This is a genomic window from Streptomyces albidus (ex Kaewkla and Franco 2022), assembly GCF_013870515.1.
Classification (GTDB): domain Bacteria; phylum Actinomycetota; class Actinomycetes; order Streptomycetales; family Streptomycetaceae; genus Streptomyces; species Streptomyces albidus.
On record NZ_JACBXA010000076.1, the window covers coordinates 1 to 22,668 of the forward strand.

The window sequence follows — 22,668 nt, forward strand, 5'->3', positions numbered from 1 at the left end:
CAATGCGCTGCCGGTCCGTCGGCCGAAGGGCGTCCGTGCCGGCGGCGACGCCGACAGCGCCACCTCAACGGACGAGCGTGACGATCCGATGGTCGCCGCCGCCGAGCAGGCGATCCGCGACTCCGGGGCCATACCGACCGTGGAAGGCCCTCCCGGGGCGCCGTCGGCACCCACCTCGCCGTCGTCCGACCTCCCCTCGGATTCCGTGCCCGAACAGCACGGCCGGGCGGCGCGTGAGGAGCCGGACGCCGAGGCGGCACGACCGGGCACCACTGCTGACGCTCCGGAGCCCGCCCCCGACGTGCCGTCCGCGAGGGAGGCACCGGCCTCAACGGCCCCCGAGGAGACCGGAGTCGAGACGGCCCCTGACGCCGGGGAGCCGCAGCCGAGAATCACCGACAAGGGACTGCCCAAGCGCACGCCGCAGCAAGTGGCGGCGCAGACGGCTCCCACGCAGCCCCGCAAGCAGAGCGCCAACGCCGATGAGCTGCGCCGTCGTCTGGGAGGCTTCCAGCGCGGTGCGCAGCACGGACGCCGTGACGCGGCGGTCGAGTCGGGCGCTGAAGAGGATGAGACTGATCAGCGGGGGGCGCAGTCAGATGGTGGCACCGCCGAGGAGGCTCGCACGTGAACGCGCCCACCACGCGTACGACCGGCAGCACTCAAGCGCGCAATCTGCGCTGGCTGTTGGAAAACCTTGTCGACGAGGTGCCGGGCATCCTGTCCGTCGCCGTCGTCTCCTCGGACGGGCTGCTGTTGCTGTCCTCCGACCCCGGGCGGGACGAACCGGCGGCCGATGAGGCCCCGTCTGGTCCGTCCCGGCAGGAGAGCGAAGCCGGCGCCGGCGACGAGCAGACTCCACCCGCTCGCCGGGAGACCAGACGCACAGGGCCGAAGGGTTCGAGTGCCGATCTGGCCACCATCGTCTCGGGCCTGGGCTCACTGACCCTGGGCGCCGCGAAGCTGATGGACGGCGGAGAGATCCGGCAGACGATGATCGCCATGGACGAGGGCTCGCTCTTCGTGATGTCGATCAGCGACGGCTCGCTGCTCGGTGTGCACGCCACACCCGACTGCGACATGAGCGTCATCGCCTATCACATGGCGCTGTTCGTCGGCCGCGCCGGCCACGTCCTCACCCCCGAACTCCGCAACGAACTGCGCACGTCGATGGAGCTGGACCAGTGACACCTGCTGCTTCCTCCCAACCGCCCTTGCCCGTACGACGCGGCGAGACCGGCAAGTCCAAGCGCGTACGCCCGTACACCATCACCGGTGGGCGTACCCGCTTCGGTCACGTGCTGCTGGTCGAGACGATCGTCGCCGCGATCGAAGCACCGGAGGAACGCCCGGAGCTGACCTCGGGCGGCCTGCGGGACCGGGTGATGCCGGAAATGCGGGCGATCGTCGAACTGTGCCGCCGCATGCGGTCGGTGGCCGAGATCGCCGCACTGTTGAAGATGCCGCTGGGCGTGGTCCGCGTTCTGCTCAGCGACCTCGCCGATCAAGGACGTGTGCGCGTACACGGCACCGGGCACGGCAGTGACCGTCCCGACCGTGCGCTGCTGGAAAGGGTGCTGGGTGGACTTCGCAGGCTCTGAGCCGGTCGTGGAAAGGGCACGGAGCGCGAACGGCGCTTCGCAGAGCTCTCCGGAGATACAGAACTGGCAGCAGGATCTCTCCCGCGCCCCGATATCCACCAAGATCGTGGTGGCGGGCGGCTTCGGCGTCGGGAAGACGACCCTCGTCGCGTCGGTCTCCGAGATCGAGCCGCTGACGACCGAGGCACTGATGACGCAGGCGAGCGAGGCGACCGACGACCTCGCCTCGACGCCGGAGAAGACCACCACCACGGTCGCCATGGACTTCGGGCGCATCACGCTCGAGGACGACCTCGTGCTCTTCCTGTTCGGCACCCCCGGACAGCAGCGCTTCTGGTTCATGTGGGACGACTTGGTCCGTGGGGCGATCGGCGCCGTCGTCATGGCGGACACGCGCCGGCTGGAGGACTGCTTCCCGGCACTGGACTATTTCGAGAGCTGCGGGTTTCCATACGTCGTCGCGGTGAACCACTTCGAGGGCACCGCCGCCTACGCGGCGGAGGACGTACGAGAGGCTCTGTCGGTGCCCGAACAGGTTCCCGTCGTGATCATGGATGCGAGGGACCGGGCCACAGTCGTGAAGTCCCTGCTCGCGCTGGTCGGTCACGCCCTGGACGTCACGCCCGCCTGAGGCGGGCGAGCAACTGCACGTACGCACGGAGAAGAGAGACCCGTCATGCGGAAGATACTCATCGTCGGAGCCGGCCAGGCCGGGCTCCAACTCGCGCTCGGCCTCCAGTCACACGGCTACGAGGTCACCGTGATGTCGAACCGCACGGCGGACGAGATACGCGGCGGCCGTGTCATGTCGACGCAGATGCAGTTCGACCAGGCGCTCCAGCACGAGCGCGACATCGAGGCCAACTTCTGGGAGAGCCAGGCGCCCAAGGTCGAAGGGCTCGGCGTGTCCGTGGCCGACCCCGAGTCCGCCCACGGCCCCGGCGAGACCCAGCGCGCCATCAACTGGCTCGGAAACCTGGACGCCTACGCGCAGTCCGTCGACCAGCGGGTGAAGATGGCCGGCTGGATGGAGACCTTCGCGCAACGGGGCGGCCAGTTGGTGATCCACGGCGCGGCGGTCTCCGATCTGGACTTCTTCGCGACCAGGTACGACCTGGTCCTCGTCGCGGCCGGCAAGGGCGAGCTCGTCTCGATGTTCGAGCGGGACGCGGAACGCTCCCCGTACGACGCGCCGCAGCGCGCTCTGGCCGTCAGCTACGTCAACGGCCTCGGCCCCCGTCCCGAGCACCCCGACACCGAGGCCGTGCGCTGCAACCTCGTGCCGGGCGTCGGCGAACTGTTCGTCATGCCCTGCCTGACGACCTCCGGACGCTGCGACATCCTCTTCTGGGAGGGCATCCCGGGAGGGCCGCTCGATGTCTTCCAGGGCATCAAGGACCCGGGCGAGCACCTGGCCAAGACCCTGGAGCTGATGGAGTCCTTCACGCCCTGGGAGTACGCGCGGGCCACGAAGGTGGAGCTGACGGACGCCAACGGGACACTCGCCGGGCGGTACGCCCCGACCGTGCGCAAGCCCGTCGGGCACCTGCCCGGCGGCGGAGCCGTGCTCGGTGTCGCCGACGTCGTCGTCGCCAACGACCCGATCACCGGCCAGGGTTCGAACTCCGCGTCCAAGTGCGCAGCGGCCTACCTGGCGTCCATCCTGGAGAGGGGCGAGGAGCCCTTCGACGAGAAGTGGATGCAGCAGACCTTCGACCGTTTCTGGTCAGAGGTCCAGCACACGACCAAGTGGACGAACGCGATGCTGGCCCCGCCGCCGGAGCACATCCTCAATCTGATCGGCGCGGCCGGCCAGCTCCAGCCCGTCGCCGACCGCTTCGCCAACGGCTTCAACGACCCCTCGGACTTCGAGGAGTACTTCTACGACCCGGAGAAGGCCGAGGCCTACCTCGGAAGCGTCGCCGGGGGCTGAAGGGTCTCCGACCGGCAACCCAGCTGTGGTTCTCGGCCGTTGTGAGTCGTCATCGGTGACTCTCGTACGGCTCACGGACGGCCCGAGGCCGTCAACGGGCTGACAGCCGTGGGGACGCCCTGCGACGCAGTGACGCACGAGCGACGCCCTGCCCCGTCACGGGGTGGGGCGTCGTGCTCTGCCCGGGTCGCAGACGTCGCAGTGCTCGATGCGCCGGTCGGACCGCTCGCGGCACGGGACTTCGCTCCGGCAAGCGAGGCTCGACGCTCGGCGTCTACGTCAGACACCGCTCAGGACACGATCGAGCGCTGCCCGGCCTGCGGGCCCCCAAGTCGGCTTGCCGCCAGGAAGGCCGCGATCCCCGTTCCGGCCCATGAGCATGAGGAACAGGCTCTTCAGAGCGGCCAGCCCGCGGGCGCGCCGGATCGTCGCCTCGTCCGCATGCGCGTACACGTCGAAGAACCGTGAGGCTGCGCCCGCAGGAAGGAGCACCCAGGCGGCCGCGAGGTCCCACGCCGGATCGCCGGCGAACATGTCGCCGAAGTCGATCACGCCCGAGAGCGTCCCGTCCGAGACGACGACGTTCGCGGGATGCAGGTCGCCGTGCACCCAGAGCTGCGGGCCCTCCCACTCGGGCGCCGCGACTGCGTCGTCCCAGACGGCCCGGACCGCGTCGGCGAGGTCGTCGGGTGCAACGGCCTGAAAGAAGCCGTCGAAGCTGTCCGTGCACTTCTTGGGGTGAGCGCCGCGGTCCCCACTGAGCGGCGCGTCTTCGGGCGCCTCCACATGGAGTGCCCTGAGGAAGTTCGCCAGAGTGTCGGCCGCGTGTTCGCCGCGGCTGATGGAGGTGTGGTCCAGCGGCTCGCCGGGGACCCACGTCATCACGGTCCAGTGCTTGGGGAAGCGCTGGGACGGTTCGCCGGACCGCACCGGGGTCGGCACCGGGAGCGGCAGGCGCGGCGCCAGCACGGGCAGCCACCGCCGCTCCTTGAGCTGGAGCTCCGGGGTGGGGTCCATGCGCTGCATGCGCACGGCCAACTCGTCCCCGAGGCGCCACATTTGATTGCCCCAGCCGCCTGCCACCTCGCGGACGGCCAGCCCCGCAAGGTCCGGATGCTGCTCCTGCAGCAGGTCGCGGACAAGGTCTGCGGTGATCTCGATGTGGGAGTCGGTCATGCGAAGCCACACTAGGCCGCCCCGGAGCGGAGGTCGTTCGGACCGCTCGTCAGGACCCGGCGATCCGGCGAAGGGCGGCCGTCGCGCCCGGGGTTCCTCCCGGTGCGCGACGGCCGTCACCTCGTCCGTCCGGGCCCACTCCGGACGGAAAGCGGGCGGGGAAGGGGACCCGCCCGCGGCCCGTGACGCCGGACCCGCTCGGGGCCCGGCGCGACAAGCAGCTCAGATCAGCCGTTTGGGCAGTACGTACACCCGCAGCGGACGCTTGCCTGCATCGGGCCGCACCGCGCCCCGTACGGCGCCGACAGAGCGCATACGGGAGATCTTCACGGAACTGCCCGGACGGGGAGCGTGCACCACCTTGCCGCGGCCCGCGTACATGGCCACGTGCGACGCGGCCTTGTAGTAGATGACGAGATCGCCGGGGCGCACCTTGTTCACGGGGACACGGCGCAGCGTCTTCCACTGACCCTGGCTGGTGCGGGGGATGGACCGCCCGGCGCGACGCCAGGAGGTCGAGGTGAGGCCCGAGCAGTCGTAGGCCTTGGGGCCGGCCGCCCCGTACCGGTAGGGCTTGCCGATCTGACGCAGCGCGTACCTGACCGCCCTCGCTCCCGATGACGACGGCTTGCGGCGCACCTTCGGGCGGTGGAACGAGGCGGCCGACATCAACGTGTACCGGGCGCCGGTCTGTTGGGCGCCCGCCTGCTGCGCACCGGTGTTCTGTGTGCCCTCCAGGTCGCGCATACGGCTGAGCCGGTCGGCGGAGAGGGTGGCCAGGAGCCGCTCGACCTGGCGCAGCCGGGACCGTACCGTGTCGCGCTGCTGCTTCTCCCGCTTCGTCAGGCGCTGCTGCTTCGCGAGCGAGGAGCGGGCGGTCTCGGTGAGCTTCCGCTGTCTGCGCTCACCGGCGACGAGCCGATGGACGGTCAGAGCCTGGTGTGCGGCGGCCCGTTCGAGCAGGTGCACACCGTCCATCGCGGCACGCGGGTCACGCGTGAGCAGCAGCTGCACGACCGGGGGGAGCCCGGTGTCGCCGCGGCGGTACTGCTGGCGGGCCAGGCGCCCGGCCTCACGGCGGCTCTCGGCGAGCACGGAGCGCACCGAAGTGAGCGCCTGCTCCGCCTCATTGGTGCGCTTGCGCTGCCGGGTCAGCTTCACGGCCGTCGAGTTGTACGCGTCGGTGGCCGTCTCCGTCCTGGAGTACATGACCTGGAGGTCGCGCAGGAGTTCGCTGACGGGCTTGCCCGAGGGGTCCGCGATGCTCGGCGTGGGTTGGAAGGCGAGTGCCGCCACCGTCGCTGCTGCCACTGCCCCGGCTCCGACGGAGCGTAGGTCAGGAAGGTGTGACACCGTGCTCGCCTCCGATCGACTCGATACCGGAGTGATCGTGCACGGCGGTCGTTGTTACCGGTGAGGATGGCGGGCGCCCGGCCCGGGTCCGTCACCCGAAGGGTGAGCGGGCGTCGTCCGTGCGGCGGCAGCGAGGCGCGATCGGGGTGGCAGCTTCAACGGGCTTGTCCCGGTGAGGCCGTGGACGCTCACCTGCCGAACAGGCGCCTGCCCCCCAAGCGGCGTGCGGCGTCTGCGACCAGACCGATCTCGTGCAGGTACGCGTCGGGCAGCCAGTGCGTGCCGGGTCGTTCAGCGGTGTCGGCCAGATCGAGCGCGTTGGCGAGCACCTTCGCGGAGGGCCGGGAGTCCGCTGTCTTGTGCAGGCAGGCGAACAGCGCGGGGCAGAGGCTGTCCGGCACGCCGGTCAGATCGGGATCCTCACGCGCCATCGGCAGCATGTTCCCGGCGAAGGGCCGGTGGGCGCTCGAGGCGAAGACGAGGGTCGCGCCGAGGTCGAATACGTCGTCGGCCATCTCGTCGCTGCCCGGGCCGCTCATCCGCCCCAGGGCGAGGCCGTAGTCGACGGCCTGCGGCGTGTCCGCGGTGAGCAGGACGTTGTGAGCGCCGAGATCGCGGTGGGATATGTGAACGGAGTGAAGGGCGATCAACGCACGTGCGAGCGCCCCTCCCAGCGCGCGGACCGCGGACTCGGGCAGCGGGCCGTACTGCGCGACGAGGGACTCCAGCGAGGGACCGGGCACGAATTCGGAGGCGATCCAGGGCCGGGCGCCGTCGAGTTCGCAGCCGGCCGCGTCCGCGACGAAGCGACTGCGCATGCTCGCCGCAGCTGTCTGCATCTCCTGCCGCAGCCGCGCCCGCAGCGGGCGATCACGAATCAGCTCGGGGCGCAGAGTTCGCACAGCGACCAACTGTTTGCGCGCACCGCGCTGCGGTGCTCCACGCCCGAGGTAGACGGTGCCCATGCGGCCGCTGCCCAGCACCCCGTGCAGGCGGTAGGGGCCCAACTGCTGGGGGTCCGTGCTGCCGAGACCAGCCATCCCTTGGATCACGCTCAGCAGACTAGGGGGCACTGGGCGTGCAGGGGGATACGGAAAACAGAACCTACTGAGTTCTTCGCAAACTTCACATGAGACTCAGACATCATCACCGAACTCGCGATAGGTACCTGCACCGAACCGTCCGTATCCGGACGATCTTCGTGGGGTGGAGCCGCTCCAGCGTGGGAGCGCAGCGCGCACGCTGGGGATTCACTGCCGGCGGGCCGCATCCTCTCAGAGCTCGCTCGGAGAAGGAAGCGTGGTGCGGCTGTGCCGACGCGGTGACGCGGCGCAGTGCCTCGTTGTCCGGGCGGGGAGGTGCCGGATCGGCGGACGCATTTCATGACGACTTGTCAGAAGTGAGGCGGAGTCGCCGGTACGCGACCGTCCGGAGGCAGCCCGACGAACCCGCGGACCTCTCCGGCCTGCGCCGGAGAGCGCCGGGAGCCCTAACTGCTCCACGGCCAGCGGAGCTTGCCGCGCGGGCGTTCGTCCGGTTCGTGTACGTACTTCCAGCCGCGGGGGAGCCCCAGTCGAGGGGTGAGGCTCGCCGGGTGAAGCCGGTAGACGTGCACGGTGTTGCTGTCGCCGTCCGCGGAGGGCACGGGCACCTCGTAGGTCTTGGGCGGGCGGCCGTTGGCTCCCACGAGGACCGGCAGTATGCGCCCGTCCATCGGCCCGCCGACGAAGATCGTCTCCTCGCTGCGCATCCAGAGTCTCCGCTCAGCTCTCGTCGGGGCCGGGGCAGGCCAGCGAGCGCGGGCCCGGCCCCTCCTCGCCGAGTTTGTCGTAGGGGTTGGCCAGCGCGCAGTGGCTCAGGGAGAGGCAGCCGCAGCCGATGCACTCGGTGAGGTGGTCTCGGAGCTGAGTCATCAGCTTGATGCGCTGGTTGAGGTCCTCCCGCCAGCACTCCGAGACGCGCGCCCAGTCCTCCCGGGTCGGCGTGCGGTTCTCGGGAAGCAGTGCGAGTGCCTCGCGGATGGCGGCCAGGGGGATGCCGAGGCGTTGCGAGGCGCGGATGAAGGCGACCCTGCGCAGGGTGTCGCGGCTGTAGCGACGCTGGTTGCCGGAGGTGCGGCGGCTGTTGATCAGGCCCTCGCGCTCGTAGAAGCGCAGTGCGGATGTGGCCACCCCGGCGCGCTCGGCGAGCTCGCCGACGGTCGCCTCTTTGGCCTGCCAGGACAGATGAGTGGACATGGCCGAAGAGTACGCGGTCTTCAAGCTCGCTTTAAGTTCTGCTCGGGAACCGGTCACCGACCTGACGGGATCACGACCACGACCGGCAGTGCGCCGCCCGCTTCCCGCCGTGCGCGTCAGAGCAGATGGCCCTTGTCCGTGACGACCGGCAGCATCCGCCGTGCCAGCTCGCCGACCGGACCGTCCCGCTCCTCCAGGTCCAGGGCGCGGCGCACGATGCCGGCGGTCTCGGCGTCACGCGTGGCCGAGGCCATCAGCAGGGCGACGAAGTGGTCCAGCAGCCAGTCGCGCAGTTCGCCGAGCGGCGGCTGCTTGTCCTCGTCGAGCCAGATCAGGGAGGCGGCCTCGACGACGGTGATCCAGGTGCTCACGGTCATGCGCAGCCGCGGGCCCGCCCGCTGGCCTTCCTTCCCGGCAGCGCGCTTCGAGTGCTCCCCCTCGCCCCCCTGCTCGTCCGCGTCGCCCTCCGGGCCCTCCGGCTGGAAGCCGAGGTGGAAGAGGATCTGGTCCGCGGCCGTACGCCGGACCTCGTCCACTATCGCGTGCGTGCGGGAGGTCTGTACGACGCTGCCGCCCTGGAGCAGGGCCATGAAACCCGCGTCGTGCTCGTCCACGAACGCGAGGTAGCGGTCGAGGGCGCGCGCGAGCCGGCGGGTCAGCGGACCGGTCTGCGCTTCGGCGAAGCAGTCCTCCAGCTCGTCGGCGGCGCTGCGCAGCGCCGCTTCGTACAGCTGCTGCTTCCCGCCGGGGAAGTAGCGGTAGACCAGCGGCCGTGACACTCCCGCGGTGGCTGCGACGTCGTCGAGCGAGACGTCTTCGGGCGGGTTGTGCGCGAAGAGCCCGAGCGCGGCACCGATCAGCTGCGTACGCCGCTGGTCCACGGTCAGTCTGCGATAGGCCGGGGCGGTGCCGCTGCTGCTCATCCTCCGAGCGTAACCGCAGCACCGCCGCGCACAGCCAGGACCTCGGGACCGGTGCGGAGACCGGTACCACCGGGACAGGGGCGGAGCCGGGGGAGCGGGAGGGCGCTACTTCGCGAGAAGCCCCGAGCTGACCCACAGCTTCCGGCCGACGCCACGCATGACTCCGATCTCGTCCAGGAAGTCCGTCAGCCGCCGGGCGCCGGTCTGCATGACCTCGCGGCGGTGGCCGCTGGCCTTGACCTGGGCCATGGCCTCGCGCTTGTCCAGCCCGACGTTCGTGTAGACCTCGGGGTTGATGAAGGAGATGGAGAAGACGCGGGCCGCCTCGCCGGAGCTGATGCGGGTGAACTCCGCCTCCCAGCGCGGGCAGTCGACCATCTGACGGCGCAGCTCCTCGCGTGCGTAGCGCACGTGACGTGCCTCCTCGACGACGTGGATGCGCGTGACGCCCCGCACCAGGGGCTGGACGCGGTCGTCGGGGAAGGTCAGCCGCTGCATCCAGTCGAGGATCTCCTCGCCGAGCAGCGTCGCGGTGAAGGAGCCCGGGGTGGTGGAGATGCTCTTGAGCAGCCGAGCCAGATTGTGGTGGACCCGCGAGACCCGGTACTCGGGGGTGCCGCCCTTGGTGATCAGGCGGGCGAACATCTTCGAGTGCCGGCACTCGTCCTCGATCTCGGTGAGGGCGTACCGGACGTGGCTGCTGGTGAGCGGCTTGTCGTAGATGTGGCGCACGAGCAGCTGCATGAGGATGACCTCGAACCAGATGCCGAGCGAGGCGAGCGAGGCCGCCTCGTGCCGGGCCAGGTCCAGGCGCTGCTCCTGCGACATCCGCTTCCACAGGGGGGTGTCGTAGAGCGAGACCAGCTCCGGCGGCCAGAACCATTTGCCGTCCTCGAAGGGGGCGTCCCAGTCGAGCTCGGTGTCGGGGTCGAACGAGTGCTTCTTGGAGGACACCAACAGGCGCTCGGCGACCTCTTCCCGGTCCTTGAGCAGGCCGAGTGCGTCCCGGAGCGTCTCGCGTCCGGTGTCCTTGACGGGGGCGGAGTCGGTCGTGGCCGCTGGGCTTGGGGTCATGCTGGGGCACCTCTTCGTGGGTTACCGAAGGTTACGTCAGCCGTCCATTCTTATGAGACTGCTTGTCAGCAAGCACGTCAATCCCCTCGACGCACATTGCGCCGCGTTTGTTGACCCACCGGTAACAGGCGTGTGAACCTGCCAACCGGCTGTCCGTAGCCCGGAGTCAGGAGGCGTCCATGTCCACGCACGACCTCTACGTCCAAGGTCCCGGAGCGCAAGGATGGGAGGTCCCGGCATCCGGCTCGGCCCGGTTCAGCTGGGACTACGACGACGGCCGCGACCGGCTTCTCGCCCTCTACCAGAAGGGCAAGGACAAGCAGTGGGACGGTCAGCTGCGCATCGACTGGGACCTCGAGGTCGATCCGAAGGACCCCCTCGGCACCCCTGACGAAGCCATGTCGATCTACGGCACGTCCTACTGGGGCAAGATGAACGCCGCTGACCGTGCCGAGCTGCGGCAGCACTACGCGTCCTGGCAGTTCAGCCAGTTCCTCCACGGCGAGCAGGGAGCCATGGTCTGCGCCGCCAGGATCGTGGAGTCGGTCCCGGACCTGGACGCGAAGTTCTACTCGGCGACCCAGACCATGGACGAGGCCCGGCACGCGGAGATCTACGGGCGCTTCCTGCACGAGAAGGTCGGGATGGTCTACCCCATCAACGACAACCTTCAGTCCCTGCTGGGCGACACCCTCCGCGACTCCCGCTGGGACATGCCCTACCTCGGGATGCAGGTGCTCATCGAGGGCCTGGCGCTGGCCGCCTTCGGCATGATCCGCGACACCACCGACAAGCCGCTGCCCAAGCAGATCCTTGCCTACGTGATGCAGGACGAGGCGCGGCACGTCGCCTTCGGCCGCATGGCGCTGCGCGACTACTACAAGCAGCTGACGGAGGCGGAACTCCGCGAGCGCGAGGAGTTCGTCATCGACGGCTGCTATCTGATGCGCGACCGCCTCAAGGGCGTCGAGGTCCTGGAGAACTTCGGCATCCCGCGCGACGAGGCCGAGACCTTCAGCGAGCAGTCGGACTTCCTGAAGCTGTTCAGGCAGCTGCTCTTCAGCCGCATCGTGCCCTGCGTCCGGGACATCGGCCTGTGGGGTGAGCGGCTTCAGAGGGCCTATGTGGACATGGGCGTCTTCGAGATGGGAAACCAGAATCTCGACCTGCTGATGGCACAGGACGAGGAGATCGCCGAGAAGCTCGACGCGGAGCGCTTCGCGGCGGAAGAGGCCGAGCGGACCGCGGAGGTCGCCGACGCGATCGCTCAGGGCGAGCGCGAGGAGTAACCGCCGGCACCCTGCTCCGGCAGGCGTCGTCGCGGCCTTTCGGGCCGCTCCGCCCCCTGCACCACCCCGACCCCGGACGCGCTGTGGCGTGCCGGGGTCCTACGTGTGGCATAAGGCGTCTCCTGGACGTAGTTTGAAGGGGATCGGGAGTTACGAGCGGTGTTGTAACTCTTCGGGTGCTTTCGAGCACCTTGTGCTTCGGCCAGTAGGCACAGCTGCGGGAGGGCGGTCAGCGCCGCCGCGCTTGATCGCTGTGTCCGCTCCCGCGGTGATGCGCTACCCGTAGATCACCGTGCACCGGGAGGCAGCAGTCATGTCAGCCGTACGTTTCCGTGCGAAGCACGCACGCCATCCGCATGACGATGCACCCGAGACCGCGGCTCACTTCGAGCGCATCACGTCCCTGCCCGACGGGCCGGAGAAGGAAGAGCTGCGCCAGGAGGTCGTCAGGGCGTGGATGCCGATGGCCGACCGGCTCGCCCAGCGGTTCCGCAACCGCGGGGAGAACCTCGAGGACCTCCAGCAGGTCGCCGCGCTGGGCCTGGTCAAGGCCGTGGCCCGGTACGACCCCTCGCGGGGGTGCGCCTTCGAGAGCTTCGCCGTTCCGACCATCGTGGGCGAGATCAAGAGGCACTTCCGCGACTACATGTGGGATCTGCATGTGCCGCGTCGGGTCCAGGAGCTGCGCAACCGTGTACGGGCGAGCAGCCGTGAACTAGGAGTCACGCTGGACGACCGCTCGCCGACGGTGGCCCAGATCGCCGAGCACAGCGGGCTCAGCCAGGAGGACGTGGTCGTCGGCATGGAGGCGCTGGAGAGCTACAGCGCCCTGTCCCTCGACGCCGAACTGTCCAAGAACGAGGACGGTTACTCCCTTCTGGACACCCTCGGCGCCACCGAACCCGGCTTCGACCGCGTGACCTACCGCGAAGCCGTCAAGCCGCAGCTGCGGAACCTTCCCGAGCGCGAGCGCTACATCCTCTACCTGCGCTTCTTCTGCGACATGACGCAGAGCAGCATCGCCGAGCAGCTGGGCATCTCCCAGATGCACGTCTCCCGCCTCATCAGCCGTACGTGCGAGCGCCTGCACCGTGAGGTCGAAGCAGAGGTGGCGGCACGCGCTTCGGAGCGCACGCCGATCACCGTCTGACCGGACGGAGTTCCGCCGGGGCCCGGCCGGCGTCCACCGCCGGGCCCGCTGCGGCGCGGCCCGGCGGAGCGATCGTGGCGGCGGTGCGCGCACGACCTTAGGGGACGGGCCATGTCGGGCCGCACCATGGGCGGGTCGGTGATGATGTCGGACGGCTACGTGTGTGGCGCGCATGCGTGCTCATAGCCTGCGGGCACTCAGCAGCACGCCTGCACGCTTCCCGTCCGCCACTTCACGCCCCCGGAGGCTCCCGGATGACACGGGCCAGCCGCACCGCCCTCCGCCCGTACCGCCTCACCGCGCTCGCCGCCCTCACGGTGGCACTGCTCTCCCTCCCCGCGCCGGACGGCGCCTCCGCCACCGAGCAGCCGGCAGACGTCAGTTGCGCACGTACGGACGTGCCGCGCGTACCCGGAGCGGCACATCAACAGGCCGCATGCCTCAAGGAGTTGACCACGGCGGGCACCGTGGACAGCGGGCACACCGATCCGGCCGACTGGGCCGGTCTGACACCTGCGAAGCTGCCGACTCCGCACGGTGTGCCGGGTGTTCAGATCGACGGCTACTTCCCCGACACCTCCGCCACGAACACCAACCACGGCTGGCAGCACGACGCGCAGTTCGTGCTGCGGCTGCCCGCACGCTGGAACGGCGGCCTGGTCGTGGCGGGTTCACCGGGCAACCGCGAGCAGTACGCCAACGACCGTGCCATCGGCGACTGGGCGCTCAAGCGGGGCTACGCCTTCGCGGCCACCGACAAGGGCAACACGGGAGTCGACTTCCACCGCGACGGCCGGACGCCCGGCGACGCCGTCGCCGAATGGAACGACCGCGTCACCCAACTCACGCGCGCCGCCCGCACGACGGTGGCGCGCCACTATCACCGGGCGCCCTCCCGCACCCTTGCCACGGGGATGTCCAACGGCGGTTACCTCGTGCGCTGGCAGCTGGAGAACCATCCCGAGCTCTACGACGGCGGGGTGGACTGGGAGGGGACGCTGTGGCGCGCAGAGGGCAAGGGCCCCGGTCTGCTCACCTTCCTGCCGCCCGCGCTGCGCCACTACCCCGCTGTCGCCGAGGGCGGGCCGGACGCCGGCAAGGCCCGGAAGGCGATGCACGCCGCCGGGTTCCCCAGAGGGACGGAGTTCCTGTGGCCGTACTTCCACAAGAACTACTGGGACCTCACCCAGCGGATCTACCGGGAGGAGATCGACCCGGCCTTCGACGGTGACACCGAGGCGGGAACGCCGTTCTGCAAGCCTGGCGTGCCCGGCGGCCCGCCGTGCGACGCCGACTACGACTACTCGTCCCGCCCGCGTGAGGTGCACCGAGCGGCGGCGAAGGTCGGGCTGACCGGCAGGATCGGCAAGCCGCTGATCACGCTGCACGGGACCCGCGACACGCTCCTTCCCATCAGCAAGGACTCCGACGTGTACGCCCGCATGGTGCGCGACGCCGGGCGGGGAGACCTCTTCCGCTACTACCGCGTCGAGGACGGCAACCACGTCGACTCACTGGCCGACACCTTTCCCGACGAGCTGCGGCCGCTCACGCCTTGCCACCGTGCCGCCTTCACCGCTCTGGAGACGTGGCTCGACCACGGCCGCCGGCCGCCGGGCAGTCACACGGTGCCCAGGCCCGAAGGAGCGTCCCCCGCAGGGCTGTTGACGAGCTGCCCGCTGGAGCGGTGAGGGCCACGGCGTCCCGCCTCGGCACGTTTCTCCCCTGTGCCCACGGGCACCCGGGAGTCACTGCAGAACAAAAGACGACTCGCGTGGAGGTTCACGGTGAGCGCTGACAAGAAGAGCCAGGCCAAGGGCGACCAGCTCAAGGGCAAGGTCAAGGAGACCATGGGCCGCGCACTCGGCAACGAGAGGCTCGAGGCCGAAGGCCGCGCCGAGCAGTCCAAGGGCGACGCCCGCCAGGCGGCGGAGAAGGCCAAGGACGCCTTCAAGCACTGAGTCGCCCGGCTCCCGTAGCCGCACAGCGCGGCCGAACGGGACGACCGGAGAAGGCAAAGCGAGAGGCCCCGTGACGTTCACCGTCACGGGGCCTCTCGGCGATCCGGTGCGGCAGGAGACTGCCGCGTCCGCGAAGGGCCGGGCTCAGCCGTTCGCGAGCATGCCCTTCCGGAGACCGGAGAGGCTGCGGCTGAGCAGTCGCGAGACATGCATCTGCGAGAGTCCGAGCTGCTCACCGATCTGTGCCTGGGTCAGCTCCTCACCGAAGCGCAGCTCGATGATCTTGCGGTCCCGCTCGGAGAGTTCGGCCAGAAGCGGCTTGAGAGTGTGGAAGTCCTCGACCAGGTCCATCGCCTCGTCGCACTCGCCCAGCACGTCCGCGAGGGAGGCCTCGCCTTCCTCGTCGTTGACGGTGGCGTCCAGCGAGGAGGAGTTGTAGCCGTTCGCGGCGACCTGCCCCTCGATGATCTCCTCCTCGCTCACGTCGAGATGCTCGGCCAGCTCACTCACGCGGGGCGAACGGCCCAGCTTCGAGGTGAGCTTGTCGTTCGCCCTCGCCAGGTCCATGCGCATCTCCTGGAGACGGCGCGGGACCCGGACGTCCCAAGTGGTGTCGCGGAAGAAGCGCTTGATCTCACCGACGACGTAAGGAATCGCGAACGTGGTGAACTCCACCTCGCGCGACAGGTCGAAGCGGTCGATCGCCTTGATGAGGCCGATCGTGCCGACCTGCACGATGTCTTCCATGTCGTCGCCGCGGGAGCGGAAGCGGCGTGCGGAGAAGCGTACGAGCGTGAGGTTGATCTCGATGAGGGTGTTGCGCACGTACTGGTACTCGTGCGTGCCCTCTTCGAGGACTGTGAGCCTGTCGAAGAGCGTCTTCGACAGTTGCCGCGCGTCCGCGGGGGCGAGGTTCTCCGTCGCGTCGACAGACGGCAGCTGGTCCGAAGTCCCGTCAGCTGCACGTCCTCCGGGGACGGATGCAGTCGTTGTGGCACTCACCGCTGTCACGACGGTCGGCGTTGCGGAGTTCATTGCTTTGACCTGCCCTTCACATCACGGGGAACACGTCGGGCCTAAGCGCATACCCCGCATGTCGCCGAACACGCACCAGGTTCTGCATCCTGTCCTGTTTGCCCGTCAATGGGGTGTCATGCGGTACCGATGTTCGCCTCTTTGCATGGTGCGCACGTGTCCGGGCATGCGGACTGGGACCCGAGAGAGCGATCTGCAATGAGGAGAAACAACGGTGTTGATGGAGCACCCTGTAGTGCTCGGCGGACGACTTGTCGAAATGACAGTCCCCTGATCCGGGGGACGGGAGGTGATGCCTGTGCCTACGGGGCGAATCGCCACGGCGACAGGCGACGGGGAGCAGGAGCTGCTCCTGATCGATTCGAGCTGCACCGACGTCGGAGCGGCCCGCAGGGCCGTTGAGGAACACCTGGTGCGCACATCCGACTGGGTGGACCTGGCCGGCGTACTTCTTGTGGTCTCCGAACTGGTGACCAACGCGCAACGGCATGCCCGGGGAAGCTGGCGCCTGTCCGTCCAGGCGGAGCGGCACCGCGTCCGGGTGGACGTCACCGACAGCGATCCGGTGCCGCCGCGCTGGCGTACCGGACAGCTGGACGGCAGCGGCGGCTGGGGCCTTCAGATCGCTGAGCAGTGCGCCGACTCGCTGGAGGTTCTGACCGGCGCCGGCGGCAAGACCATGCGTGCCCAGTGGATGCATCCGGGGCACATGCGCGCCACCGTCGCGTGACGTGCGGCTGACTGCCGGACCCGTGAGTGCCGGACACCTCGCCGAATGACGGCGTATGACAAGGTATGACGCTGTGACGACCGGTGACGATGCGACGAGCGGGTCCCCAGAACCTCTGGGCTACGAGGACGTGGCTGACGGCATCGCGCCCGTGGTCTCCCAGGAGCGGCGGGACGGGGTCGAGATCCTGACCCTCTCCGGCGAGCTGGATCTCCACACCGTCGAGGACATCGCCCCCGCCCTCGAGGACGTCCTGGCGGGCCGGACCGGAAGCATCGTGATCGACCTCGCCGAGGTGACGTTCGCGGATTCCTCCGCGCTCAACCTTCTGCTGCGCACCCACGCCCGAGCCGCGTTGCATCTGGCGGGGCCCCTGCACTCGTCCGTGCAGAGGCTGTTCGAGGTGACAGGCGTGACCGGCGTCTTCAACCTGCACGACACCAAGGACGAGGCGATCGCCGCGGCAGCACGAGCGCGGCCGTGACGCGAGCGCCCTTCACGCGCGTCGTCACCGGAGGCGCAGTCCGCCGCACGCGCTGAATCTGAGTACGTCTACTCATGTCACGGGAGCCTCGAAGGGCGAGGATGGCCGGACAGGCGTGGGCCGAGCCCGCGATCCCCCCACCTCCACCCCCACATCCGGATGTGAACATGCGAGACCGCGGAAGAACGAAGCGAATACTCAAGGCCGCGACGGACAACTGGTTCTCCCGCGGCTACCTGGCGCTCTGCGCGGGGCTGCTGGTCTGGGTGGCCGCCGACACCCTGCTCGTCGAGCACGCCGACGCGTCGCTCGCCGCCGTGTGGCCCCTGCTGGCCACCGCGCCGACCAGTTTCCTGGCGATGGCCGCCGGGCCGTCGGCGCCGCTGCTCTTCCTCGGACTGCTCGCCGTCGCCGCGTATTTCAACGCCACCCTTCTCGGCCTGCTGGTGCGCTCGCTGCGGCAGCGTTCCTCTCAGGTCTGACGGACCCGTGCTCGCGGATACGGGAATTCGCATCTGACATTCGTCACCGGTGGAACCATTGACGCCGATGCGGCCTTGACGTGTTCGTGACAAGAGCCCTAACGTTCCCCGGAATCGGGCGACGGGAGAAATGAGGAACGCGCTCCCACTTCGATTCGTGCAGTGCTCCGGCGTGTTCAGCGTGCGCAGCTTTTCGTTGCCCGAGTCGATCGCCCGACTCAAGGCCCCACAAGGGCGATCCGACGATTCACGGGGTAAAAATGAAGCGAATCACGCGCACTCTTCTTCCGATCGCGGCGGGCATCGCCGTGCTCGCGCCGCTGGCTCCCTCCGCCGTGGCGGGAGTGACGGAGGAGGCACCGCGGGCCGAGAAGTCCGCGAGCAGCGAGGCGAAGGCCGCGGCGATCAGCCGCGACACGGTCATCAAGCGGGCCAAGACCTGGCTGACCGCCGTCGACGGGCACCAGGTCCCCTACAGCCAGGCCAAGACCTTCCAGGGCTACCGCACGGACTGCTCGGGTTACGTGGCCATGGCTCTCCAGTACAGCAAGCCCGGCACCAACACCGTGGGTCTGGCCTCCTCGTCCTACACCAACAAGATCAAGATGGCGTCGCTGAAGAAGGGCGACCTCATCATCGACGCCAACGGCAGCAACACCACCCGGCACGTCGTGATCTTCGAGAAGTGGACCAGCTCCGCGCACAAGTCCTACGTGGCCTACGAGCAGCGCGGCAGCCACGGCACCGACCACCGCACGCTGAGCTACGGCGTGGGCTCCGACGAATACGACGCCTACAGGCCGAAGAAGTACTGAACCGAAAGCGGTGCCCCCGCCCCCGATTCCGGGAGCGGGGGCACCGCTGCGTTTCGGATTCTCCGGCTGTCGCGTTCTCTGCGTCCTGCCGGGCCTTACGCGGTCTTACTTGTAGATTTCCTTGACCCATTCCGGGTGGTCGATGAACGGGTTCCGGTTCTTCTGGAACTTGTCGAAGATGACCTGGTTGCGGTTCTTCTCGAAGTCGTCCGGCGGGTCCTGCTCGCTCCACTCCTTGAGGACCGAGATGCGCCCGATGTTGGGCTTGGAGCCGTTGTTGACGTCGTCGTTGGCTTCCAGGTCGGCGAAGTCGTCGTCGCCCTCGTAGCGGACGTCCATGTAGAGGATCATGCGGGCGACGTCGCCCTTGACCTCGTCGCGCGGCTCGTAGGAGTCCTCGTCGGTGAAGTTGCCGGGTGCGCCCTCGACTTCCTCGCCGCCCTTGTCGAAGTCCTTGCTGCCCCGAATGCTGTTGACCTTGACATTCGTCGGGCGCAGGTGGTGAACGTCCGTACCGGGGCCGTTGGAGGTGCCGAAGTCGCCGTGCGACTTGGCCCAGACGTGCTCACGGTTCCACTGGCTCGTGTCTCCGCCGTTGTTGTCCGCGGAGTCGGACTTGCCGGAGTAGAGCAGGATGACGTTCCCGGAGTTCTTCGGGTCCTTGTCCGTCTCCTTGAGCGCGTCCCAGACCTCGTCGTACGACAAGGTGGTGACGCCCTTGCTGATGATCGTGTGCAGGGCCGTCTTGAGTTCCTCGCCGGTCTTGCCTTCGGCGTCCTTGTAGTACTCGTCGTCTGCGGCCGCGCTGAAGCCGGCCTTCGCGCTGGCCGAGTGTGCCGCGCGACCGGTCTCCGGGGCTGTGGGCGTGCCGGCCGTGGCGGGTATCTGCACGGCTACGGCTATCACTGCGGTGCCTGCCAGCGCTGCGAGGGTTCTGCGGCGGGCGGCGGTACGGGTGATCTCCACGTTGGCGTCCTCTCCCCGAGGATGTGGCACCGCGCGCGCATGTGGGGGTCGCGACACGGCACCGGCCGATGGGTGGTCGGCCGTTGCGAAGCCTTCCATTGCCTCGAACACGAATGCGTGCCGGATTGGAAATCTTCTTGTGGAGAAGAAGTGAAGACCTCCACTTTGTCACCCAGGGCTACTTCGGCTTTACCGGCCGGTAAACTCCGCGGCCGGTACGGCGGTTGGTCCGCTGGCGCGAGCCGTACCGGCGCATGCCCCGTCATCCCGCGCCGCCCGAGGGGTGATACTGGGGCGGACCGAATGGATGTATGAGGAAACGGAGTTGTGGTGCACCCGGCCGAGCCCACCGAGGAACGTGAGCGGGAGGTTGCCGAGGAGGGGGCGCCGGGAACGCCGCTTGGGACACCGCTGGGGCCGCAGGCGGGAACCGAGCCGAAGACACCGTCGGCACAGGCCGGTTGGCGCCGGTTCGTCATGGACACCCGGCCGCTGCGGCGGCCCGCCTACCGCCGGTTGTGGTCGTCGACGACGGTGACGGGGATCGGCAGCCAGCTCACCGCGGTGGCGGTGCCGAAGCAGGTGTACGACATCACCGGCTCCTCGGCCTGGGTCGGATACACGAGCTTCGCGGGCCTCGTGCCTCTGGTGGTCTTCGCGCTGTGGGGCGGCGCCATCGCGGACGCGGTGGACAGGCGCAAGCTGCTGCTGTTCACCAACGCGGGCATCGCGGTGACGTCCGTGCTGTTCTGGGTGCAGGCCGCCACGGGCGCCGAGTCGGTGGTCGTGCTGATGGTGCTGCTGGCTGCCCAACAGGCCCTCTTCGGCGTCAACTTCCCGACGCGCAGCGCCTCCGTCGCCCGTCTGGTGCCGGCCTCCGAACTGCCCGCCGCCAACGCCCTCAACTCCACCGTCTCCGCCACCGGCATGGTCTTCGGTCCGCTGCTGGCGGGTGCGCTCATCCCGGTCATCGGCCTGCCGGAGCTGTATCTGATCGACGCGCTCGCGCTGTGCGCCGCGCTGTGGGCGGTCTGGCGGCTGCCACCACTCCCGCCCCTGACCGACGTCCGCAGGCGGGCGGGCTGGCGCCAAGTGGCCGAGGGATTCCGCTACATCACCGCTCGGCGGGTGCTTCTGCTGTCCTTCCTCGCCGACATCGTCGCCATGGTCTTCGGCATGCCGCGCGCCCTCTTCCCCCAACTGGCCGCCACGACGTACGAGTCCTCGGGTGAGGGACTCGCTCTCGGCCTCCTCTTCGCCGCGATCCCGATGGGGGCGATGGCCGGCGGGCTGCTCTCGGGAACCTTCTCCCGCATCCGCAGTCACGGCTTCATGGTCGTCGCGGCGGTGGTCGCCTGGGGAGCGGCCGTGGTCGGATGCGGACTGAGTCCGAATCTGTGGTGGGCGGTGGGCTTCCTCGCCGCGGGCGGCGTCGCCGACATGGTCTCGATGGTCTTCCGGGGGGCCATCCTGCAGTCGGTGGCCACCGACGAGATGCGTGGCCGCATGCAGGGCGTGTTCACGGTCGTGGTCGCCGGCGGGCCCCGGGTGGCCGACCTGCTTCACGGCACGGCGGGTTCGGTGATCGGCACCCGTGCGGCCGTCACCGCGGGGGGCCTGCTCGTCATCGTCACCATGCTGGTGCTCGCGCTGGCCATGCCGGCGCTGCGGCGTTACCGCGCGGACGCAGGCTAGGGCTCGTCGACGTACTGCGGAGCCTTCAACTCGGCGTCGGGCACGGGGAATTGTGGAGCAACTGCCGCGGGATCCGGCGGCCTGCTGGGACGTTGCGTGCCGTCATTGGCCTGACCACAGACGATGACATGAACCATCTGGCCAACACGCGTAGACGCGCGCATCATTGGATCGCTTCGCCAGCACGGCCATCACCACCTGCCCCATGAGCCCTCACCCTCACTGACGTACACGGGGGTTCACGCCGGCATCTGTGTGCACATGTCATGGTCTTGACAATTTCACAGAGAGGGACAGCTACATGGCTTGCGGATCGACCAGCCTCTGGGCCGGGGAAACCAGTTGGTTCTGCTGCGGGAACGCCTGGGGCCCCTGCACCGGTGCGGGCGGCGGCGCCTGCGGAAACTGCCAGTCGAGCGCCAATCACGGCGCATGGCCGAACGCCTCACAGGCGTGCTGGGACATCACCCGGCCCGACCTGTGCGGCGAGAACATTCCCAGACGCGGCTGCGGCTCCGTCATGAACGTCAAGCACCAGTGCTCGGGCGCCACCGTGTGCATCACCATCACGGACTGCGGCCCGCGCACGAAGGAGTGGTGCGGCGAGACGGCCTGCTGCAACGGCACCTGCCGCTCCAACCGCGTCCTGGACCTGACGCCGGCTGCCTACTCGGCCCTCGGCGACCTGAGCTCCGGCAAGCTGCCGGTCTACATCTACGAGTGAGGAGGAGACCCGTCATGAACGCACACCAGGACAGCAGCGGTGGGATCGACCGGCGGCGCCTCCTCACGAGGGCCGCACTCGGCGGCGCCACCATCATCGGCGCGACGGCGCTCGGCGGTCTCGACGCCGACGCCGCGTTCGCCGCCCAACAGCCCTCGCTCGACCCCGCGATCAACAAGTCGTCCTTCGTCGAGGGACGCATCACCGGCATCACCGGCAGCGTGCTGGAGGTCGCCGGCTCCTACGGCGACCGCTCACGGGTACAGATGACCAACGTGACCAGCGTGTGGAAGGTACGAGCCACCACCGCCGAGGTCGTCGAGGTCGGTGACGGGCTCTACGCACGCGGGGTGGAGATGCCGGACGGCACGATCGCCGCCGACGCCGTGTGGGTGAACATCGTGAACCTGCACACCACCATCCGCGGCATCGAGAAGCAGCGCCTCCATCTCTCGCACGGGCAGCACGAGTTGGTCGGCAACGTCATCCCGGACACCACCAACGCCTCGTACGCGGGACGTGCGCCCACCGCGGACCTCTCCCGGCTGCGCATCGGCCAGAGCGCGCAAGTGCTCGGTGCCTGGCGGCCGTCGGACGACTCGGTCGACGTCGTCCGTGTGACGGTCGGGCACTGAGGCGGACGGGAGTGAGAGAGATGCTCTCGACCACATCGAGCCTCGCCCCCGTGGTGCTGGCCGTGCTCCTGGGCTGGACCGGCGCCGTCAAGCTCTTCGGGGCGAGGACGGCGCAGCAGGCGCCCAAGACCGCGCTCGCGCGGATGCTGCGAAGCAGCGAAAGGGCCACGCTCCTTCTGCGCGGGACCGGAGCGGCCGAACTCGTCATCGCGGCAGGGCTGTTGGCGCTTCCGGCGAGTGCGGTGCCGGGTGGCGCCGCAGCGTTCCTGGGCGTCGGCTTCGTCGGATACCTGGCGTACGGGCGGGCGGTCGCTCCCGAGGCCGGCTGCGGCTGTTCGTCGAACGAGTCCTTACCGGTGCCGTGCGGCAGGTTCACGGTGCCGCGGACCATCTGGTCGGCCTTGC

General features: G+C 69.1%; 25 protein-coding genes and 1 pseudogene. 17 read left to right on the forward strand and 9 right to left on the reverse strand.

The window, feature by feature from the left end:
- From H5J26_RS14105 to H5J26_RS14125, 5 genes and pseudogenes are all read left to right on the forward strand, one after another.
- Positions 1-631: pseudogene (locus H5J26_RS14105) on the forward strand (hypothetical protein); the annotation flags it as partial.
- Positions 628-1,188 (forward strand): roadblock/LC7 domain-containing protein, encoded by a 561-nt coding sequence (locus tag H5J26_RS14110; protein WP_181766185.1) that lies wholly within the window; start codon positions 628-630, stop codon positions 1,186-1,188. The pseudogene H5J26_RS14105 and the gene H5J26_RS14110, both read left to right, overlap by 4 nt.
- Entirely contained in the window at positions 1,185-1,601 is a 417-nt protein-coding gene (locus H5J26_RS14115) for a DUF742 domain-containing protein (RefSeq protein ID WP_181766186.1), read from the forward strand. The genes H5J26_RS14110 and H5J26_RS14115 overlap by 4 nt, the downstream gene beginning before the upstream one ends.
- 7 nt (positions 1,602-1,608) lie before the next feature.
- A complete protein-coding gene (locus H5J26_RS14120; RefSeq protein WP_309237905.1) occupies positions 1,609-2,232 on the forward strand; it encodes a GTP-binding protein in 624 nt (207 codons plus the stop codon).
- A gap of 45 nt (positions 2,233-2,277) precedes the next feature.
- Positions 2,278-3,534 (forward strand): styrene monooxygenase/indole monooxygenase family protein, encoded by a 1,257-nt coding sequence (locus H5J26_RS14125; protein WP_181766188.1) that lies wholly within the window; start codon positions 2,278-2,280, stop codon positions 3,532-3,534.
- A gap of 279 nt (positions 3,535-3,813) precedes the next feature.
- Here the strand turns inward: H5J26_RS14125 and H5J26_RS14130 are convergent, their stop codons facing one another.
- From H5J26_RS14130 to H5J26_RS14160, 7 genes are all read right to left on the reverse strand, one after another.
- A complete protein-coding gene (locus tag H5J26_RS14130) occupies positions 3,814-4,710 on the reverse strand; it encodes an aminoglycoside phosphotransferase family protein (RefSeq protein ID WP_181766189.1) in 897 nt (298 codons plus the stop codon).
- 222 nt (positions 4,711-4,932) lie between these two features.
- Positions 4,933-6,021, reverse strand: a complete 1,089-nt coding sequence (locus tag H5J26_RS32275) for a C40 family peptidase (protein WP_309237906.1) — start codon at positions 6,019-6,021, stop codon at positions 4,933-4,935.
- Positions 6,022-6,251: 230 nt separating this feature from the next.
- Positions 6,252-7,115: a protein kinase domain-containing protein gene (locus tag H5J26_RS14140; protein ID WP_181766191.1), complete on the reverse strand. Its 864-nt coding sequence runs from the start codon at positions 7,113-7,115 to the stop codon at positions 6,252-6,254.
- A 437-nt stretch (positions 7,116-7,552) separates the two neighbouring features.
- A complete protein-coding gene (locus tag H5J26_RS14145) occupies positions 7,553-7,813 on the reverse strand; it encodes a hypothetical protein (RefSeq protein WP_181766192.1) in 261 nt (86 codons plus the stop codon).
- A gap of 13 nt (positions 7,814-7,826) precedes the next feature.
- Entirely contained in the window at positions 7,827-8,300 is a 474-nt protein-coding gene (gene soxR, locus H5J26_RS14150; protein ID WP_181766193.1) for a redox-sensitive transcriptional activator SoxR, read from the reverse strand.
- A 116-nt stretch (positions 8,301-8,416) separates the two neighbouring features.
- Positions 8,417-9,223, reverse strand: a complete 807-nt coding sequence (locus H5J26_RS14155) for a TetR/AcrR family transcriptional regulator (protein WP_181766194.1) — start codon at positions 9,221-9,223, stop codon at positions 8,417-8,419.
- Between the two features lie 105 nt (positions 9,224-9,328).
- Positions 9,329-10,297, reverse strand: coding sequence for an AurF N-oxygenase family protein (locus H5J26_RS14160; protein ID WP_181766195.1), 969 nt, complete (start codon positions 10,295-10,297; stop codon positions 9,329-9,331).
- A 179-nt stretch (positions 10,298-10,476) separates the two neighbouring features.
- On the opposite strand from H5J26_RS14160, the gene H5J26_RS14165 reads away from it, so the two are divergent.
- The 4 genes from H5J26_RS14165 (at position 10,477) to H5J26_RS14180 (ending at position 14,697) form a co-directional block, all read left to right on the forward strand.
- Entirely contained in the window at positions 10,477-11,586 is a 1,110-nt protein-coding gene (locus H5J26_RS14165; RefSeq protein WP_181766196.1) for a ferritin-like domain-containing protein, read from the forward strand.
- A 313-nt stretch (positions 11,587-11,899) separates the two neighbouring features.
- A complete protein-coding gene (locus H5J26_RS14170) occupies positions 11,900-12,736 on the forward strand; it encodes a SigB/SigF/SigG family RNA polymerase sigma factor (protein WP_181766197.1) in 837 nt (278 codons plus the stop codon).
- 254 nt (positions 12,737-12,990) lie between these two features.
- Positions 12,991-14,427, forward strand: a complete 1,437-nt coding sequence (locus tag H5J26_RS14175) for a 3-hydroxybutyrate oligomer hydrolase family protein (protein ID WP_181766198.1) — start codon at positions 12,991-12,993, stop codon at positions 14,425-14,427.
- Between the two features lie 96 nt (positions 14,428-14,523).
- Entirely contained in the window at positions 14,524-14,697 is a 174-nt protein-coding gene (locus tag H5J26_RS14180; RefSeq protein WP_181766199.1) for a CsbD family protein, read from the forward strand.
- Between the two features lie 144 nt (positions 14,698-14,841).
- Here the strand turns inward: H5J26_RS14180 and H5J26_RS14185 are convergent, their stop codons facing one another.
- Positions 14,842-15,732 carry an RNA polymerase sigma factor SigF gene (locus H5J26_RS14185; protein ID WP_181766200.1) on the reverse strand — a complete coding sequence of 297 codons (891 nt, stop codon included), beginning with the start codon at positions 15,730-15,732 and terminating at the stop codon, positions 14,842-14,844.
- Positions 15,733-16,030: 298 nt separating this feature from the next.
- Between H5J26_RS14185 and H5J26_RS14190 the strand changes: the two genes are divergently transcribed.
- From H5J26_RS14190 to H5J26_RS14205, 4 genes are all read left to right on the forward strand, one after another.
- Positions 16,031-16,462 (forward strand): ATP-binding protein, encoded by a 432-nt coding sequence (locus H5J26_RS14190; protein ID WP_181766201.1) that lies wholly within the window; start codon positions 16,031-16,033, stop codon positions 16,460-16,462.
- A 73-nt stretch (positions 16,463-16,535) separates the two neighbouring features.
- Positions 16,536-16,946, forward strand: coding sequence for an STAS domain-containing protein (locus H5J26_RS14195; RefSeq protein ID WP_181766202.1), 411 nt, complete (start codon positions 16,536-16,538; stop codon positions 16,944-16,946).
- A gap of 167 nt (positions 16,947-17,113) precedes the next feature.
- Positions 17,114-17,428, forward strand: coding sequence for an SCO4225 family membrane protein (locus H5J26_RS14200; RefSeq protein ID WP_181766203.1), 315 nt, complete (start codon positions 17,114-17,116; stop codon positions 17,426-17,428).
- A gap of 260 nt (positions 17,429-17,688) precedes the next feature.
- Complete coding sequence (locus H5J26_RS14205; protein ID WP_181766204.1) at positions 17,689-18,243, forward strand: C40 family peptidase; 555 nt, start codon at positions 17,689-17,691, stop codon at positions 18,241-18,243.
- A gap of 105 nt (positions 18,244-18,348) precedes the next feature.
- Here the strand turns inward: H5J26_RS14205 and H5J26_RS14210 are convergent, their stop codons facing one another.
- On the reverse strand, positions 18,349-19,209 hold the full coding sequence (locus H5J26_RS14210) for an endonuclease I family protein (RefSeq protein ID WP_309237907.1): 861 nt from the start codon (positions 19,207-19,209) through the stop codon (positions 18,349-18,351).
- Positions 19,210-19,620: 411 nt separating this feature from the next.
- On the opposite strand from H5J26_RS14210, the gene H5J26_RS14215 reads away from it, so the two are divergent.
- From H5J26_RS14215 to H5J26_RS14230, 4 genes are all read left to right on the forward strand, one after another.
- Positions 19,621-20,904, forward strand: coding sequence for an MFS transporter (locus tag H5J26_RS14215; RefSeq protein WP_235980698.1), 1,284 nt, complete (start codon positions 19,621-19,623; stop codon positions 20,902-20,904).
- Positions 20,905-21,205: 301 nt separating this feature from the next.
- Positions 21,206-21,628 carry an RlpA-like double-psi beta-barrel domain-containing protein gene (locus tag H5J26_RS14220; protein ID WP_181766206.1) on the forward strand — a complete coding sequence of 141 codons (423 nt, stop codon included), beginning with the start codon at positions 21,206-21,208 and terminating at the stop codon, positions 21,626-21,628.
- A gap of 14 nt (positions 21,629-21,642) precedes the next feature.
- Positions 21,643-22,263: a cell wall protein gene (locus H5J26_RS14225; RefSeq protein ID WP_181766207.1), complete on the forward strand. Its 621-nt coding sequence runs from the start codon at positions 21,643-21,645 to the stop codon at positions 22,261-22,263.
- 20 nt (positions 22,264-22,283) lie between these two features.
- Positions 22,284-22,668 (forward strand): MauE/DoxX family redox-associated membrane protein (locus H5J26_RS14230; protein WP_328514948.1); only part of this gene is annotated, 385 nt, incomplete at its 3' end.

What these genes read in the sequence shown, in the direction of transcription:
- soxR (WP_181766193.1), bottom strand. Translation starts at nt 8,300, where the DNA reads ATGTCCACTCATCTGTCCTGGCAGGCCAAAGAGGCGACCGTCGGCGAG.
- H5J26_RS14225 (WP_181766207.1), top strand. Translation starts at nt 21,643, where the DNA reads ATGAACGCACACCAGGACAGCAGCGGTGGGATCGACCGGCGGCGCCTC.
- H5J26_RS14125 (WP_181766188.1), top strand. Translation starts at nt 2,278, where the DNA reads ATGCGGAAGATACTCATCGTCGGAGCCGGCCAGGCCGGGCTCCAACTC.
- H5J26_RS14220 (WP_181766206.1), top strand. Translation starts at nt 21,206, where the DNA reads ATGGCTTGCGGATCGACCAGCCTCTGGGCCGGGGAAACCAGTTGGTTC.
- H5J26_RS14165 (WP_181766196.1), top strand. Translation starts at nt 10,477, where the DNA reads ATGTCCACGCACGACCTCTACGTCCAAGGTCCCGGAGCGCAAGGATGG.
- H5J26_RS14130 (WP_181766189.1), bottom strand. Translation starts at nt 4,710, where the DNA reads ATGACCGACTCCCACATCGAGATCACCGCAGACCTTGTCCGCGACCTG.
- H5J26_RS14200 (WP_181766203.1), top strand. Translation starts at nt 17,114, where the DNA reads ATGCGAGACCGCGGAAGAACGAAGCGAATACTCAAGGCCGCGACGGAC.
- H5J26_RS14155 (WP_181766194.1), bottom strand. Translation starts at nt 9,223, where the DNA reads ATGAGCAGCAGCGGCACCGCCCCGGCCTATCGCAGACTGACCGTGGAC.
- H5J26_RS14160 (WP_181766195.1), bottom strand. Translation starts at nt 10,297, where the DNA reads ATGACCCCAAGCCCAGCGGCCACGACCGACTCCGCCCCCGTCAAGGAC.
- H5J26_RS14145 (WP_181766192.1), bottom strand. Translation starts at nt 7,813, where the DNA reads ATGCGCAGCGAGGAGACGATCTTCGTCGGCGGGCCGATGGACGGGCGC.
- H5J26_RS14170 (WP_181766197.1), top strand. Translation starts at nt 11,900, where the DNA reads ATGTCAGCCGTACGTTTCCGTGCGAAGCACGCACGCCATCCGCATGAC.
- H5J26_RS14185 (WP_181766200.1), bottom strand. Translation starts at nt 15,732, where the DNA reads ATGAACTCCGCAACGCCGACCGTCGTGACAGCGGTGAGTGCCACAACG.
- H5J26_RS14205 (WP_181766204.1), top strand. Translation starts at nt 17,689, where the DNA reads ATGAAGCGAATCACGCGCACTCTTCTTCCGATCGCGGCGGGCATCGCC.
- H5J26_RS14175 (WP_181766198.1), top strand. Translation starts at nt 12,991, where the DNA reads ATGACACGGGCCAGCCGCACCGCCCTCCGCCCGTACCGCCTCACCGCG.